This is a genomic window from Streptomyces sp. NPDC058864, assembly GCF_042742985.1.
In the GTDB taxonomy this organism is placed as follows: domain Bacteria; phylum Actinomycetota; class Actinomycetes; order Streptomycetales; family Streptomycetaceae; genus Actinacidiphila.
This window is the reverse complement of the sequence record NZ_JBHYMQ010000037.1, coordinates 1-14,376: the sequence shown is the minus strand read 5'-3', so window position 1 is coordinate 14,376 and position 14,376 is coordinate 1. Positions and strand designations below refer to the sequence as shown.

General features: G+C 70.3%; 14 protein-coding genes and 1 pseudogene. 4 read left to right on the top strand and 11 right to left on the bottom strand.

What is annotated here, in order from left to right:
• Nucleotides 1-2 precede the first annotated feature (2 nt).
• Nucleotides 3-1,250 carry an MFS transporter gene (locus tag ACFW3D_RS25365; protein ID WP_500507381.1) on the bottom strand — a complete coding sequence of 416 codons (1,248 nt, stop codon included), beginning with the start codon at nt 1,248-1,250 and terminating at the stop codon, nt 3-5.
• A gap of 124 nt (nt 1,251-1,374) precedes the next feature.
• Between ACFW3D_RS25365 and ACFW3D_RS25360 the strand changes: the two genes are divergently transcribed.
• Complete coding sequence (locus ACFW3D_RS25360) at nt 1,375-2,412, top strand: LacI family DNA-binding transcriptional regulator (protein ID WP_500507379.1); 1,038 nt, start codon at nt 1,375-1,377, stop codon at nt 2,410-2,412.
• Nucleotides 2,413-2,482: 70 nt separating this feature from the next.
• Here the strand turns inward: ACFW3D_RS25360 and prcA are convergent, their stop codons facing one another.
• From prcA to arc, 6 genes are all read right to left on the bottom strand, one after another.
• Nucleotides 2,483-3,280 (bottom strand): proteasome subunit alpha, encoded by a 798-nt coding sequence (gene prcA, locus ACFW3D_RS25355; RefSeq protein WP_500507377.1) that lies wholly within the window; start codon nt 3,278-3,280, stop codon nt 2,483-2,485.
• A gap of 50 nt (nt 3,281-3,330) precedes the next feature.
• Complete coding sequence (gene prcB / locus ACFW3D_RS25350; protein WP_500507375.1) at nt 3,331-4,176, bottom strand: proteasome subunit beta; 846 nt, start codon at nt 4,174-4,176, stop codon at nt 3,331-3,333.
• Nucleotides 4,128-4,703: an endonuclease VII domain-containing protein gene (locus tag ACFW3D_RS25345; protein ID WP_500507373.1), complete on the bottom strand. Its 576-nt coding sequence runs from the start codon at nt 4,701-4,703 to the stop codon at nt 4,128-4,130. The genes prcB and ACFW3D_RS25345 overlap by 49 nt, the downstream gene beginning before the upstream one ends.
• A 28-nt stretch (nt 4,704-4,731) precedes the next feature.
• Entirely contained in the window at nt 4,732-4,950 is a 219-nt protein-coding gene (locus tag ACFW3D_RS25340; RefSeq protein WP_354798988.1) for a ubiquitin-like protein Pup, read from the bottom strand.
• A gap of 136 nt (nt 4,951-5,086) precedes the next feature.
• Nucleotides 5,087-6,598 carry a depupylase/deamidase Dop gene (gene dop, locus ACFW3D_RS25335; protein WP_500507371.1) on the bottom strand — a complete coding sequence of 504 codons (1,512 nt, stop codon included), beginning with the start codon at nt 6,596-6,598 and terminating at the stop codon, nt 5,087-5,089.
• A 206-nt stretch (nt 6,599-6,804) separates the two neighbouring features.
• On the bottom strand, nt 6,805-8,571 hold the full coding sequence (arc, locus tag ACFW3D_RS25330; RefSeq protein ID WP_500507369.1) for a proteasome ATPase: 1,767 nt from the start codon (nt 8,569-8,571) through the stop codon (nt 6,805-6,807).
• Between the two features lie 240 nt (nt 8,572-8,811).
• On the opposite strand from arc, the gene ACFW3D_RS25325 reads away from it, so the two are divergent.
• Nucleotides 8,812-9,102, top strand: coding sequence for a ferredoxin (locus ACFW3D_RS25325; RefSeq protein WP_500507367.1), 291 nt, complete (start codon nt 8,812-8,814; stop codon nt 9,100-9,102).
• Nucleotides 9,103-9,106: 4 nt separating this feature from the next.
• Here the strand turns inward: ACFW3D_RS25325 and ACFW3D_RS25320 are convergent, their stop codons facing one another.
• From ACFW3D_RS25320 to ACFW3D_RS25310, 3 genes are all read right to left on the bottom strand, one after another.
• Nucleotides 9,107-9,694, bottom strand: coding sequence for a hypothetical protein (locus tag ACFW3D_RS25320; RefSeq protein WP_500507365.1), 588 nt, complete (start codon nt 9,692-9,694; stop codon nt 9,107-9,109).
• A gap of 161 nt (nt 9,695-9,855) precedes the next feature.
• A complete protein-coding gene (locus tag ACFW3D_RS25315; RefSeq protein ID WP_500507363.1) occupies nt 9,856-10,764 on the bottom strand; it encodes a tRNA (adenine-N1)-methyltransferase in 909 nt (302 codons plus the stop codon).
• Between the two features lie 413 nt (nt 10,765-11,177).
• On the bottom strand, nt 11,178-12,410 hold the full coding sequence (locus tag ACFW3D_RS25310; RefSeq protein WP_500507361.1) for a site-2 protease family protein: 1,233 nt from the start codon (nt 12,408-12,410) through the stop codon (nt 11,178-11,180).
• A gap of 97 nt (nt 12,411-12,507) precedes the next feature.
• On the opposite strand from ACFW3D_RS25310, the gene ACFW3D_RS25305 reads away from it, so the two are divergent.
• Nucleotides 12,508-13,359, top strand: a complete 852-nt coding sequence (locus tag ACFW3D_RS25305; RefSeq protein ID WP_500507359.1) for a RecB family exonuclease — start codon at nt 12,508-12,510, stop codon at nt 13,357-13,359.
• Between the two features lie 16 nt (nt 13,360-13,375).
• Nucleotides 13,376-14,047, top strand: coding sequence for a response regulator (locus ACFW3D_RS25300; RefSeq protein ID WP_450386271.1), 672 nt, complete (start codon nt 13,376-13,378; stop codon nt 14,045-14,047).
• A gap of 23 nt (nt 14,048-14,070) precedes the next feature.
• Here the strand turns inward: ACFW3D_RS25300 and ACFW3D_RS25295 are convergent.
• Nucleotides 14,071-14,376, bottom strand: a pseudogene (locus ACFW3D_RS25295) (ABC transporter substrate-binding protein); the annotation flags it as partial.

The window sequence follows — 14,376 nt, the reverse complement described above, 5'->3', positions numbered from 1 at the left end:
CCTTACGCCTGATGCGTGGACCTCAAACCGGGTTCGACCGCGGCGATTCGATCTTTTTCCGTCCCGGTTGCCGGTTGCGGGGGCGTGAGGTAACGCCCACTGGCCAGCAGGACGGCCAGCGCCACCACGCCACCGGCCCCCGCCACACCGAAGGCCGCCGCCGCCCCACCGTACTGCGCGGCAGGCCCCGCGGCCGCCGTGCCGACCGCCGCGCCCACCCCGAACGTGGTGACGATCCATGAGAACGCCTCGGTCACCGTGCCCACCGGAGCATGCCGGTCGACCACCACGAACGCGCAGGCCAGCGCGGGCGCGAGGAACAGCCCCGCCAGCACCGCCAGGCCCGACATCGCCGCGACCCCCGGCACCAGCGCCAGCGGCAGGTAGCACACGGCCAGTCCCGCCATCAGCAGCCGCAGCCGGCGCTCCGGGACCCCGGCCCACTGCCGCGCCCCGTACACCACCCCGCCCGCCAGGGCCCCGGCGCCGATCCCCGACAGCACATAGCTGGAGACCATCCCGCCGCCGTGGTCGTCCGCGTACGCCACCGCCGCCACCGCGATCGAGCCCAGCGCCAGCCCCACGAAGAAGAACGAGCCGACCAGCGCCCGCATGCCCGGCGCCCGCAGCGGCCCCAGCCAGTCCGGGGTCCGCGGCTGCGTCCGCCACGCCCGCGACGGCGGGGAGGTGACCACGCTCAGCGCCCCCGCCACACCCACCGCGGCGATCCACAGCAGCGCCGCCGTCTCCGAGAACGCCGCCACCAGCAGCGTCACCAGCAGCGGCCCGACCGCGAACATGACCTCCTGCGCGGCCGCGTCCAGGGCGTAGGCGGCGTGGATCCGGTCCTCGCGCTTGAGCACGCTCGGCCACAGCGCCCGCAGCCCGCCCTCCAGGGGCGGCGTGAAGAAGCCCGCCACCAGCATCGCCGCGTACGCCGCCGGCAGCGGACGCGGCCCGCAGAACGCGAAGAGGACCATGCCCGCGGCCGAGGCCACCGCCGCCGGGAACATCACCCGCGGCTGCCCCAGGCGGTCCACCGCCCGGCCCAGCAGCGGCTGCCCCACGGCGTTGGCGAGGCCGTAGACGGCCGACAGCGCCCCCGCGAGGGCGAAGTCGCCGCCCTGCGCCCGGGTGAGCAGCACGATGCCCAGGGCCGCCGTAGCGTTCGGCAGCCGGCCGACCAGGGTGCCGGTCAGCAGCCGCAGCGCGTGCCGGGCCCGCAGCAGGTCCGCGTAGCCGGTCCCCATGTCCGCCCCCTTCGCAGGTTGTACGTATAACGTCGTGAGTCATACGTACCATGAGCCCAACCCACCGGTCCACCCGCACGACCCCCGCACCACCACCCGCCGACCACCCGAAAGAGGCCCCACGGTGACCGACACAGCGCGCCCGACCTCACGCGACGTCGCACGCGCCGCCGGCGTCTCCCAGGCCACCGTCTCCCTCGTCCTCGGCGACAAATGGCGCGGCCGCGTCTCCGAACGCACCGCCGACACCGTCCGCACCGCCGCCCGCGACCTCGGCTACCGCCCCAACCTCGCCGCCCGCAACCTCCGCCTCGGCCGCACCCGCACCGCGCTCCTGGTCGTCCCCACCATCACCAACGAGTACTTCGCCCGCGTCTACACCGGCGCCGCCCGCGTCGCCGACGACCACGGCTTCGGCGTCGTCCTCTACCCCTCCCCCGAAGGCGTCGGCCCCGCCCGCGACCCCTTCGGCTCCGCCCGCGCCGCCCTCGACGGCATCATCGCCTCCTCCATGGCCGCCGACGCCCTCGCCGCCATCGGCGACGGCGGACTCCCCCTCGTCATGCTCGACGCCGACCCCGCCGAAGCCGGCCCCGCCGCCACCGTCAACCTCGCCATCGCCGACGGCATGCGCCAGATCACCCGGCACGTCCTCGACCTCGGCCACCACCCCGGCGACATCGCCCACCTCGCAGCCGACATCGACACCTGGACCTTCCGCGAACGCGCCCAGGCCCTCGCCGACGCCCTCGGCACCACCCCACCCACCGAACGCTCCCCCCTCACCTACGAGGACGCCCGCCGCGCCACCGAACGCCTCCTCGCCCGCCCCGGCCCGCCCCCCACCGCCCTGATCTGCGACGACGACGTCCTCGCCGTCGGCGCCTGCAAGGCCCTGCGCCGCCACGGACTCCGCGTCCCCCACGACGTCACCGTCACCGGCTACGACGACTCCGCCCTCGCCACCGCCGTCGAACCCGAACTCACCACCGTCAGCCTCCCCGCCGACGCCGTCGGCGCCCACGGCATGACCGCACTCCTCCACACCCTCACCGACCACCCCGGCACCGCCAGCGGCACCCGCAGCGCCACGAACACCGGCACCGAACTCCCCGTCCGGCTCGTCGTACGCGGCTCCACCGCCCCGCCACGCCACCCCTGAGACGACCGACGCCCCGGCCGCCGAAAAGGCGACCGGGGCGTCGGGAACGAGCCTCAGCCCGTCACACCTCTCACACGTCCTCGTCGAGCTCCGGAAGGTCGTCGTCCCCCTCCGCCGGAGCCGCAGACGGAGCGGACTTCTCCGCCTTCTCCACCGAAGACGCCGCCCCCTCCCCCTCCAGCAGCCGCGACAGCTGCCGGCCCAGGATCCGCTTGAACTTGCGCTGCTGCGGCCGCGTACGGTCCAGCACCGCGACCTCCAGCTGCTCCGCCGTCAGCTGCCGGTCACTGCCGTTGCTGTCCCGGCTCAGCGACTCCACCGCCAGCTTCAGCGCCTCCGCCAGCGTCATACCGTCACGGTGCCGCTGGTCCAGGTAACTGCCGATCTGATCGGAGTTGCCACCCACCGCCACCGCACCGTGCTCGTCCACGATCGAACCGTCATGCGGCAACCGGTAGATCTGGTCCTCCGAGGAGTCCGCACCCACCTCCGCGACGATCAGCTCCACCTCGTAGGGCTTCTCCCCCACGCTCGAGAAGATCGTGCCCAGCGTCTGCGCGTACACGTTCGCCAGACCACGCGCGGTCACGTCGTCCCGGTCGTAGGTGTAACCCCGCAGATCGGCATAACGCACCCCACCGATCCGCAGGTTCTCGAACTCGTTGTACTTGCCCACCGCCGCGAAAGCGATCCGGTCGTAGATCTCACTGACCTTGTGCAGCGCGCGGGACGGGTTCTCGGCGATGAAGACGATGCCGTCGGTGTACTGCAGCACGACGACGCTGCGCCCGCGCGCGATGCCCTTGCGGGCGAACTCCGCACGGTCGGCCATGGCCTGCTGGGGTGAGACATAGAACGGCGTCGACACCGGCTATCCGTCCCTTTCTGTCAGTAGCGAGTGCATCTCGGACGACCAGGTCAGAGCAGCGCGGCCCGCGGGCCGTCCGGCAGCTCCAGCCGCCGCTCGTGGACGGCCCGGACGATCTCCGACGACTCGGCCTCGGTCAGCTTGCGGAAGCCCTCGTCGGTGATGACCGTGACGATCGGGTAGATCCGCCGCCCCAGATCCGGGCCACCGGTCGCCGAGTCGTCGTCCGCCGCGTCGTACAACGCCTGGACCACCAGCGTCGTCGTCTGCGACTCCGTGAGGTCCGGCTTGTACAGCTTCTTCATCGAACCCCGCGCGAACACCGAACCCGAACCCGTCGCCGCGAAACCGTGCTCCTCGGAACGGCCGCCCGTCACGTCGTACGAGAAGATCCGCCCCTTCTCGCGATCCGTGTCGTAGCCGGCGAACAGCGGCACCACCGCCAGCCCCTGCAGCGCCATCCCCAGGTTCCCCCGGATCATGGTCGACAGGCGGTTCGCCTTGCCCTCCAGCGAGAGCGTGGCGCCCTCGATCTTCTCGTAGTGCTCCAGCTCCAGCTGGAACAGCTTCACCATCTCCACCGCCAGGCCCGCCGTGCCCGCGATGCCGACCGCCGAGTACTCGTCGGCCGGGAAGACCTTTTCGATGTCCCGCTGCGCGATGACGTTGCCCATCGTGGCCCGCCGGTCACCGGCGAGCACCACACCCCCGGGGAAGGCCGCCGCCACGATCGTCGTACCGTGCGGCAGCTCGACGGCCCCCTTCACGGCAGGCAGGGTCCGGTTGCCCGGGAGCATCTCCGGCGAATGCGCCCCCAGGAAGTCCACGAACGAGGACGAGCCAGGCGTCAGGAAGGCAGCTGGTAGACGCCCGTTGCTACGAGTGTTGGCTTCCACACGTTTCCTTCCACGTAGGCGGCCGCCCGCCGTATGACGTCGGGCCGATCCTTGAACTGCCCCAGCGCGGCGTTGCAGCTGAAGCACAGTACGCCACGGACCCTACCCGTCCCGTGGTCGTGATCCACATGTTCGGCCGGGGCGTCCAAACAAATGCAGCAAATACCGAACTGCTCACCGACCATGGCGTCCCGCTCGGCCGTGGTGATGCCGTACTTGCGTTTGAAGTAGGCGGCGCGGTTGCGTTCCGCGCGACATGTCCTGCAGTAGCTGGCGAAGCCGTCCGACGACGTGGCATTGCGCTCCCACTCGCCGTGCGGCTTTACCTCACCGCACTGCGGGCAGCGCTTGTGTCCCTGCGGGACGCGCACCTTGACACGAACCGCCTTGCCCTTGGCCTCCTGACGTTGACGGTAGAACTCCGCAGAGCACTCCCGGCAGCTCGTCTGGAGGCCATCGGACCTCGACCTATTGGCAGCGAATGCGAGAGACGGCAGCACGCGCTGACACGTAGAGCATTTCTTCATCCCGAATTGCAGAGATGTCCGAATTGCCCTACTGTCCGCCCTTTTGTACGAATGATCGCACGAAATCCTCGGCGTTCTCCTCGAGGACGTCATCGATCTCGTCCAGCACGGAGTCCACGTCGTCCGACAGCTTCTCCTGCCGCTCCTTGAGGTCGGAGGCGGCCTGCGCGTCCTGCGCGGTCTCCTCGACCTCCTCGGTCGAACGCGTGGCCTTCTGCTGCCCGCCGCCGGTGTCCTTGGTAGCCATGTGTCCCTCACCCCGCTCGGTGTCCATGTCCTACAAGATCAGACCCTACAAGGAGGGTCTGACTTCGGCCCCCGGTATTGCCCAACGTCCGGGGGCCACCCCGATGATTCCCGGTTCGGACGGATTTCAGCCCTGCTCAGCCGCCCGACAGGATCCGCACCAGCTCCTCGGCCGTGCGGCAGCGGTCCAGCAGCTCCTTGACGTGGTTGCGGGTGCCCCGCAGCGGCTCCAGCGTGGGGACGCGCTGCAGGGAGTCCCGGCCGGGGAGGTCGAAGATCACGGAGTCCCAGGAGGCCGCCGCGACGTCGTCCGCGTACTGCTCCAGGCAGCGGCCGCGGAAGTAGGCGCGGGTGTCCTCCGGGGGCTTGCTCATGGCCCGTACGACCTCGTCCTCGGTCACCAGCCGCTGGATGCGACCGCGGGCCTCCAGGCGGTTGTACAGGCCCTTCTCGGGGCGTACGTCGGCGTACTGGAGGTCGACGAGGTGGAGCCGGGCGGCGTCCCAGTCCAGGGAGTCGCGGCGCCGGTAGCCCTCGAGGAGTTCGCGCTTGGCGATCCAGTCGAGTTCGCGGGCGAGGCTCATGGGGTCGCCCTCGAGCCGGTTGAGCACGTCCTCCCAGCGTCCGAGGACGTCCTTGGTCTGGTCGTCGGCGTCGGTGCCGAAGCGGTCCTCGACGTACTTGCGGGCCAGCTCGCAGTACTCCATCTGGAGCTGGACGGCGGTCAGCGTGCGGCCGCTGCGCAGCGTGATGAGCCGTCGCAGTGTGGGGTCGTGGCTGACCTGGTGGAGGGTGCGTACGGGCTGGTCGACGGCGAGGTCGACGTTGATGAAGCCGTCCTCGATCATCGAGAGCACGAGGGCGGTGGTGCCGAGCTTGAGGTAGGTGGAGATCTCGGAGAGGTTGGCGTCGCCGATGATCACGTGCAGCCGGCGGTACTTCTCGGCGTCGGCGTGCGGCTCGTCGCGGGTGTTGATGATGGGCCGTTTGAGGGTGGTCTCGAGTCCGACCTCGACCTCGAAGTAGTCGGCGCGCTGGCTGATCTGGAAGCCGTGCTCGTGGCCGTCCTGGCCGATTCCGACGCGGCCGGCGCCGGTGACGACCTGGCGGCAGACGAAGAAGGGCGTGAGGTGGCGCACGATGTCCGAGAAGGGGGTCTCCCGCTTCATCAGGTAGTTCTCGTGGGTGCCGTAGGACGCGCCCTTGTTGTCGGTGTTGTTCTTGTACAGGTGGATCGGCTGTGCGCCGGGGAGCTGGGCGGCGCGCTCGGCGGCCTCGGCCATAATGCGCTCGCCGGCCTTGTCCCACAGGACGGCGTCGCGGGGGTTGGTGACCTCCGGGGCGCTGTACTCGGGGTGGGCGTGGTCGACGTAGAGCCGGGCTCCGTTGGTGAGGATGACATTGGCCAGGCCGATGTCCTCGTCGGTGAGCTGGCTGGTGTCCGCGGCCTCTCGGGCGAGGTCGAAGCCGCGGGCGTCCCGCAGTGGGTTCTCCTCCTCGAAGTCCCAGCGGGCGCGGCGCGCCCGGTGCATCGCCGCCGCGTAGGCGTTGACGACCTGGGACGAGGTGAGCATGGCATTGGCGTTCGGGTGGCCCGGGACGGAGATCCCGTACTCCGTCTCGATGCCCATTACTCGCCGTACGGTCATGCGGCCCTCCTTGCCCGGCTGCGGCCCGTGGTGGGCCGGTCGCTCAAGTACCGCTTCGCGATGGGACCTCTTGCGGTACCGCTGAGCCTAGAACGCGATGGCGGTGGTGGGGAGATCATTACGCGCTTTCCTGGGTGGTGCCGGGGTGAAATGCTCCGGCTGCGGGTGCCCCTGCGTGGGCACCCGCAGCCGGGGGTGGTCGCGTGTTACAGGTACTGGCCCGTGTTGGCGACGGTGTCGATGGAGCGACCGGTGTCGGCTCCCTGCTTCCCGGTGACGAGGGTGCGGATGAAGACGATCCGCTCGCCCTTCTTGCCGGAGATGCGGGCCCAGTCGTCCGGGTTGGTGGTGTTGGGCAGGTCCTCGTTCTCCTTGAACTCGTCCACGCAGGCGGCGAGCAGGTGGGAGACGCGCAGACCGCGCTGGTTGTGGTCGAGGAAGGCCTTGATGGCCATCTTCTTGGCCCGGTCCACGATGTTCTGGATCATGGCGCCGGAGTTGAAGTCCTTGAAGTAGAGGACTTCCTTGTCACCGTTGGCGTAGGTGACCTCCAGGAAGCGGTTCTCCTCGGATTCGGAGTACATCCGCTCGACCACGGACTGGATCATGGCCTCGACGGTGGCCTCGGGCGACCCTCCGTGTTCGGAGAGGTCCTCGCCGTGCAGCGGGAGGGTGGTCACGAGGTACTTGGAGAAGATGTCCTTGGCCGCTTCGGCGTCCGGCCGCTCGATCTTGATCTTCACGTCCAGGCGGCCGGGCCGCAGGATCGCGGGGTCGATCATGTCCTCGCGGTTGGAGGCGCCGATGACGATGACGTTCTCCAGGCCCTCGACGCCGTCGATCTCGGCGAGCAGCTGGGGGACGATGGTGTTCTCCACGTCCGAGCTGACGCCGGAGCCGCGGGTCCGGAAGAGGGATTCCATCTCGTCGAAGAAGACGATGACGGGGGTGCCCTCGCCGGCCTTCTCGCGTGCGCGCTGGAAGACCAGGCGGATCTGCCGCTCGGTCTCGCCGACGTACTTGTTGAGCAGCTCGGGGCCCTTGATGTTGAGGAAGTAGCTCTTGCCCTGGGGCTGTCCGGTGACCTCGGCGACCTTCTTCGCAAGGGAGTTGGCGACGGCCTTGGCGATGAGCGTCTTGCCGCAGCCGGGGGGGCCGTAGAGGAGCACGCCCTTGGGCGGGCGGAGCTCGTACTCCTTGAACAGCTCGGCGTGCAGGTAGGGCAGTTCGACGGCGTCGCGGATCTGCTCGATCTGGTTGCTGAGCCCGCCGATCTGGCGGTAGTCGATGTCGGGGACCTCTTCGAGGACGAGTTCCTCGACCTCGCTCTTGGGGACCCGCTCGTAGACGTATCCGGAGCGCGGTTCGAGCAGCAGGGCGTCGCCGGCGCGGAGGGTGCCGTCCAGCAGCGGCTCGGCGAGCCGCACCACCCGCTCCTCGTCCGTGTGCCCGATGACCAGGGCCCGCTCGCCGTCCTCGAGGATCTCCTTGAGGGTGACGATGTCTCCGATGCGCTCGAACTCCATGGCCTCGACCACGTTGAGCGCTTCGTTGAGCATGACTTCCTGGCCGCGCCGGAGGTCGTCCAGCTCGACGGACGGGCTGACGTTCACCCGCAGCTTGCGGCCGCCGGTGAAGATGTCGGACGTTCCGTCCTCGTTCGCCTGAAGGAACACACCGAATCCGGCAGGGGGCTGTGCGAGGCGGTCCACCTCTTCCTTGAGGGCCACGATCTGGTCGCGGGCCTCGCGGAGGGTGTTCGCCAGCCGCTCGTTCTGAGCGGACACGCCTGCCAGGTTGGTCTGCAGCTCGACGATCCGCTCCTCGAGAATCCTCGTGTGCCGCGGAGAGTCGGCGAGCTTACGTCGCAGGACGGCGATCTCCTGCTCAAGAAAGGCGACCTGGCTCATGGGGTCTTCCGATCCACGAGCGGGTCGGCCGCCACGGTTGATGTCGTCGTCGTGGGCCGCCACGGTCCTCACCTCCTCCAAGGGGAGCTGGACGCTTCCAGACCCTACCTGGGCCAGTAGGGGTTGAAACCCCTAGATCACAAAGACGTCCTGGGTGTGTCCGATCTTCACCCTTGCGCACGTCCTCCCGCCAGGGAGATACCCAGCCATCACCATCCGAAAGCGGCCGGTTGTATCGTCGGTTCGGTCAACGCCCGTCAAGGGCTGTCCCTTCCCGAACGATGAACGGCAGGCGAGGTACCGGTGAGCAAAGAAGTCGTCGAGGCGCTTGAGGTCTGGATCGATCAGGACCTGTGCACCGGGGACGGCATCTGTGTGCAGTACGCGCCCGAGGTCTTCGAGCTGGACATCGACGGGCTCGCCTACGTGAAGGGCGATGACGCCGAGCTCCGTCAGGAACCCGGGGCTGCGGTCCCGGTTCCCCTGCCGTTGTTGACCGATGTGGTGGATTCGGCCAGGGACTGCCCTGGCGACTGCATTCATGTGCGTCGGGTTTCGGACAGTGTAGAGCTGTACGGACCCGACGCGGAGTGATCTGTCACACGCCGCTTGCGAGCGGTCCGGGGATCTCGTAGTAGGTCCCGGACCGCCATTCCCAGCTGTAGTCGCGCTGCTGGTCGGGGCAGCACCTGGGCACGTCGTCGGTGGAGTAGCCGAGGACGGTGGCCCGTACGGTGCGGCCGTCGATCCGCAGTCCCTTGAAGCTGCGCTGCTCCTTGGGGTCGACGAGCGTCTCGACGATGCGGGGGGCGCCGCCGGCGGCCGGATCCGTGGACAGCACGTACAGGCCACTGGGCGGGGTGCCGGTCTCGGAGTGGCAGCGGGCGACGGCGACGGTCTCGGGGCGGCCGTCCCCGTCGAGGTCCGCGGAGGCCCGGTCGACGACGTCCACGGGGGCGCCGGCGCATTCCAGGGGGAAGTGGGCGGCCCGGGGGTCCGGGGGTGCCACGGCGGCGGGTGCGGGCTTGCCGGATTCCGCCTTGGCGGCGGGCTTGCCCGTGGAGGCGCCGGCGGGCTGTACGAGGGCGGCGCTGCCTATGACGGCGGCGATCACCGCGGCGGTCGTGATCCAGTGCACCGAGCGGGCTCGGGTGTGCGGGAGGGCCGGCCCTGCGGTTGGCTGCACGCGCCTGTCTCCTGTGGAGTTGGTCGAGCGGGGTGGCCAGCATCGTGCCACAGGTCACAGGCAGTTGGTACGACCGGGGCCCGTGTTTCGGGAGATGTCCGCGGGGTGTGGCGAAGCGCCGCCGCCGGTGTGTCCGGCGACGGCGCTTCGGGGTCGGGTGGTTACGCTCCGCCGGTGGCCGGCTTGCCGCCGCCCGGGCTGGTGTAGTCCTCGCCGTACGCGCCGGGCGCGGGGCGCCTGCGCCGTACGGGGGGCTCGACGCCGTCGGCGAGACGGCGGGCGGTGAGCAGGAAGCCGGTGTGCCCGATCATGCGGTGGTCGGGGCGCACGGCCAGTCCCTCGATGTGCCAGGTGCGGACCATCGTCTCCCAGGCGGACGGCTCGTTGAACGTGCCGTGCTCGCGGATCGCCTCGACGGTGCGGGCGAGCTGGGTGGTGGTGGCCACGTAGGCGCAGAGGATGCCGCCGGGGACGAGTGACTTGGAGACGGCCTCCAGGCACTCCCAGGGGGCGAGCATGTCGAGGATGACCCGGTCGACCTCGGTGTCGCTGAGGTTGTCCTGCAGGTCGCCGACGGTGAGCTGCCATGCGGGGTGCGGGCCGCCGAAGTACCGTTCGACGTTCTGGGTGGCGATCTCGGCGAAGTCGGCGCGGCGCTCGTAGGAGTGCAGCATCCCCTGGTCGCCGACGGCGCGCAGCAGGAACATGCTGAGCGAGCCGGAGCCGACGCCCGCTTCCACGACGCGTGCGCCGGGGAAGATGTCGGCCATCGACAGGATCTGGCCCGCGTCCTTGGGGTAGACCACGGCGGCGCCGCGGGGCATGGACAGGACGTAGTCGGGGAGCAGGGGGCGCAGCGCGAGGTAGGCGACGTTTCCCGTGGTACGGACCACACTGCCCTCGGGGGCGCCGATCAGCTCGTCGTGGGGGAAGGAACCCTTGTGGGTGTGGAAGTTCTTCCCGGCCTCGAGCGTGAACGTGTAGTGGCGTCCCTTGGGATCGGTGAGCTGGACCTGGTCCCCGACCTTGAAGGGCCCGCGTCGGCGGGCGGCACCGGTCGGTTCGGACATGCCGACAAGCCTACCGTTCATTTTTTGTGGCTCGGTTCGCCTCCGGGGCGCTCAAGACGGTGTCGACGGTCGACCGTGCTCGGTCACTCGTTCCTCGCGACCTCCGCGCTCCCCCGGCTATCGCCGGGAGGTGCCCCCATCCACTTTCGACACCGTCCGCGCCCCTTCGGCTCACTCGCCGAGGTAGCGCTTCCATGTGCTGCGCCGGAGCAAATCGCAGGGGCAGCCGGCTGCTCCGTTCCCGGGGAGCCCGGGTCCATCGCGCCCGGACGGTGCACTCGCGTGCCCGGCGAGTGAGCCGAAGGGGCGCGCGCCTGTCGAAAGGGAGAGCACGCGGAGGCTCCGAGGGACGAGGAGCCGAGCATGGTCGACCGTCGACAGGCGCAAAGGGCGCCCCGGAGGCGAACCGAGCCCTAGGAAGAGGGCCGGGCCATGGCGGCGAGGAAGGCTTTTTCGACGTCGGCGGTGGACAGGACGCCGTAGACCTCGCCGGAGTTCTCGACGACGAGGTACTCGGTGGCGGGGGTGGCACGGAGGGTGTCGAGGAGGTCCTCGCCGGCGAGTTCCGCGGAGACCTTCATGCCGGGCTTGAGGTCCTGGGCGAGGCCGGAGACGGCGACCCAGGGGCGGCGGTGTTCGGGGACGCCGACGATGGCGGCCTCGCGGACGACGCCGGTGGGGGTGCCCTGGCCGTCGACGACGACGAGGGCGCGGGCGCCGGCCTCGTTGGCCCGGCGCAGGGCCTCGGACAGGGGGGTGTCGGAGGCGACGGGGAGGGCGCGCCGGGTGAGTGTGCGGGCCTGGAGTTCGGGGAGGTGTTCGCGCAGCCGTGCCATGCGCAGGCTGTTGCCCGCGCCGGTCCAGATGATGGCGGCGAGGATGGCGGCGAGCAGGGCGTCGGTGAGGGAGTCGAAGCCGGTGGCGCCGTCGCCGCCGTCGCTCATGCCGCCGGCGTAGGACAGCAGGGGCAGGCCGACGAGGACGGCGATGGCGAGGGCGCGGCCGGTCCAGGCGGCGGCGATGGTGCCGGTCATGGCCTTGCCGCTGATCTTCCAGATGACGGCGCGGAGCATCCGGCCGCCGTCGAGGGGGAGGCCGGGCAGCAGGTTGAAGATCGCCACGAGCAGGTTGCTGATCATGAGTCCGGCGAGCAGGACGCCGGGGACGGTGTCGGGGTCGACGCCGTACATGCCGAGGTAGAAGACCCCGGCGAGGACGAGGGAGAGCAGGGGGCCGACGAAGGCGAGGACGAATTCGCGGCCGGGGGTCTCGGACTCCTTCTCGATCTCGGAGACGCCGCCGAAGAATTGGAGCTGGATGCGGCGCACGGGCAGCTCGAAGCGGAGGGCGGCCACGGTGTGGGCGAGCTCGTGGACGAGCACGGAGGCGTAGAAGGCGACCGCGAAGAAGAGCGAGACGAGGTAGCGGGCGCCGCCGAGCTCGGGCAGGACGCGGTCGAGCTGGCCGCCGAACACCCACGTGATGAGGGCGGCGACGAGGAACCAGCTGGGCGCGACGTAGACGGGCACGCCGAAGAAGCGGCCCATGAGGATGCCGCCGCCGGGTCCCGGGGGACGTTTGGCGGGCCCGTCGCCGGGTCCGGGAGTCCTCTCGCCGCCCGGCGGCGGCTGCTGGCTCTCGCTCACTGGTTCCCCTCGTGTCGCTGACGCTCCGACGTCGATGGTATTGCCCGGTTGCGGGGACCCGACACCGGCTGTCGGTGCCACCCCGTAGGGTCCTGCCATGGGCACCAGCACCGAAGCCGTTCCTCCGAGGCCGCCGTCCTCCCTGTCGCCGTCCCGCGCCGCGGACTTCATGCGCTGCCCGCTGCTGTACCGGCTGCGGGTGATCGACAGGCTGCCGGAGAAGCCGAGCCCGGCGGCGACGCGGGGCACGGTGGTGCACGCGGTGCTGGAGCGTCTCTTCGACGTGCCGGCGGTGGAGCGGACGGCGGACCGGGCGCGGGCGATGGTGCCGGGGCAGTGGCAGCGGCTGCTGGAGGAGCGCCCGGAGCTGTCGGAGTTGTTCGCCGCGGAGGACGGCCAGGGTCTGGCGGAGTGGCTGGAGGAGGCGGCCCGGCTGGTGGAGCGGTGGTTCTCGCTGGAGGACCCGACGCGGCTGGAGCCCGCCGAGCGTGAGCTGTACGTGGAGACGGAGCTGGAGTCGGGGCTGACGCTGCGCGGTTACATCGACCGGCTGGACGTCGCGGCGGCCTCGGGCGATCTGCGGGTGGTGGACTACAAGACCGGCAAGGCGCCGCGACCGGAGTACGCGGACGAGGCGCTGTTCCAGATGAAGTTCTACGCGCTGGTGCTGTGGCGGCTGCGGGGTGTGGTGCCGCGCCGGCTGCAGCTGGTCTACCTGGGCAGTGGTGAGGTGCTGACGTACGACCCGTCGGAGGGTGAGCTGCGGGCGGTGGGCCGGAAGCTGGAGGCGCTGTGGGAGGCGATCACGCGGGCCACGGAGTCGGGTGACTGGCGGCCGCGGCCGGGCCGGCTGTGCGACTGGTGCGACCACCGGGCGGTGTGCCCTTCTTTCGGGGGGACTCCCCCGCCGTATCCGCTGCCCGTCGTGGGGAAGAATGGGGAGTCCTGAGGGCGAAGGAGATCTCGTGGCTATTCGCGTCCTGTTGGTGGACGACCAGCCGCTGCTGCGCACGGGCTTCCGGATGATCCTGGAGGCCGAGGGCGACCTGGCGGTGGTCGGTGAGGCGGGGGACGGCCAGCAGGCCCTGGAGCAGGTGCGGGCGTTGCAGCCCGATGTGGTGCTCATGGACATCCGCATGCCGCGGATGGACGGGGTGGAGGCGACGCGGCAGATCACCGGGCCCGGCCGGGACGGTCCGGCGAAGGTGCTGGTGCTGACCACCTTCGACCTCGACGAGTACGTGGTGGAGGCGCTGCGCGCGGGCGCGAGCGGTTTCCTGCTGAAGGACGCCCCCGCGCACGAGCTGGTGCAGGCGATCCGGGTGGTGGCGGCGGGTGAGGCGATGCTGGCGCCGAGCATCACGCGGCGGTTGCTGGACAAGTACGCGGGGCGGTTGCCGTCGGGCGAGGAGCCGGTGCCGCAGGCGTTGCACACCCTGACCGACCGGGAGGTCGAGGTGCTGAAGCTGGTGGCGCGGGGCCTGTCGAACGCGGAGATCGCCGCGGAGCTGTTCGTGAGCGAGACGACGGTGAAGACCCATGTGGGCCATGTGCTGACGAAGCTGGCGCTGCGGGACCGTGTGCAGGCGGCGGTGTACGCGTACGAGAGCGGGCTGGTGCGCCCGGGGGCGCAGTAGCGGTCCGCCCGGGCGCGGGGACCTCAGGAGGTGGAGGCGCCCCGCTGGATCTCCCAGAAGCGGAAGACGGTGGAGGGGTCGAGGGTCCACTCCAGGCCGTTGATGTTGTCCTTGGAGACGACGTACTGCTTGCCCTGCCACAGCGGGATGATCGGCACGTCGTCGGCGACGAGGTTCTGGAGGTCCTCGAAGTCGGTGGTGGTGGCGGCGCGGCCGGCTTCGGCAGCGGTGCGAGGGAGCAGTTCGCCGGTGATCTTCTTGTTGACGTAGTTGTTGGACAGCACGTTGCCGTCGCCGAAGAACGGGGCGGTGAAGTTGTCGGGGTCGGG

Coding starts and splice junctions, on each gene's coding strand:
- ACFW3D_RS25365 (WP_500507381.1), bottom strand. CDS start 1,250: ATGGGGACCGGCTACGCGGACCTGCTGCGGGCCCGGCACGCGCTGCGG.
- ACFW3D_RS25345 (WP_500507373.1), bottom strand. CDS start 4,703: ATGAAGAAATGCTCTACGTGTCAGCGCGTGCTGCCGTCTCTCGCATTC.
- ACFW3D_RS25340 (WP_354798988.1), bottom strand. CDS start 4,950: ATGGCTACCAAGGACACCGGCGGCGGGCAGCAGAAGGCCACGCGTTCG.
- dop (WP_500507371.1), bottom strand. CDS start 6,598: ATGACCGTACGGCGAGTAATGGGCATCGAGACGGAGTACGGGATCTCC.
- ACFW3D_RS25315 (WP_500507363.1), bottom strand. CDS start 10,764: ATGTCCGAACCGACCGGTGCCGCCCGCCGACGCGGGCCCTTCAAGGTC.
- ACFW3D_RS25305 (WP_500507359.1), top strand. CDS start 12,508: ATGGGCACCAGCACCGAAGCCGTTCCTCCGAGGCCGCCGTCCTCCCTG.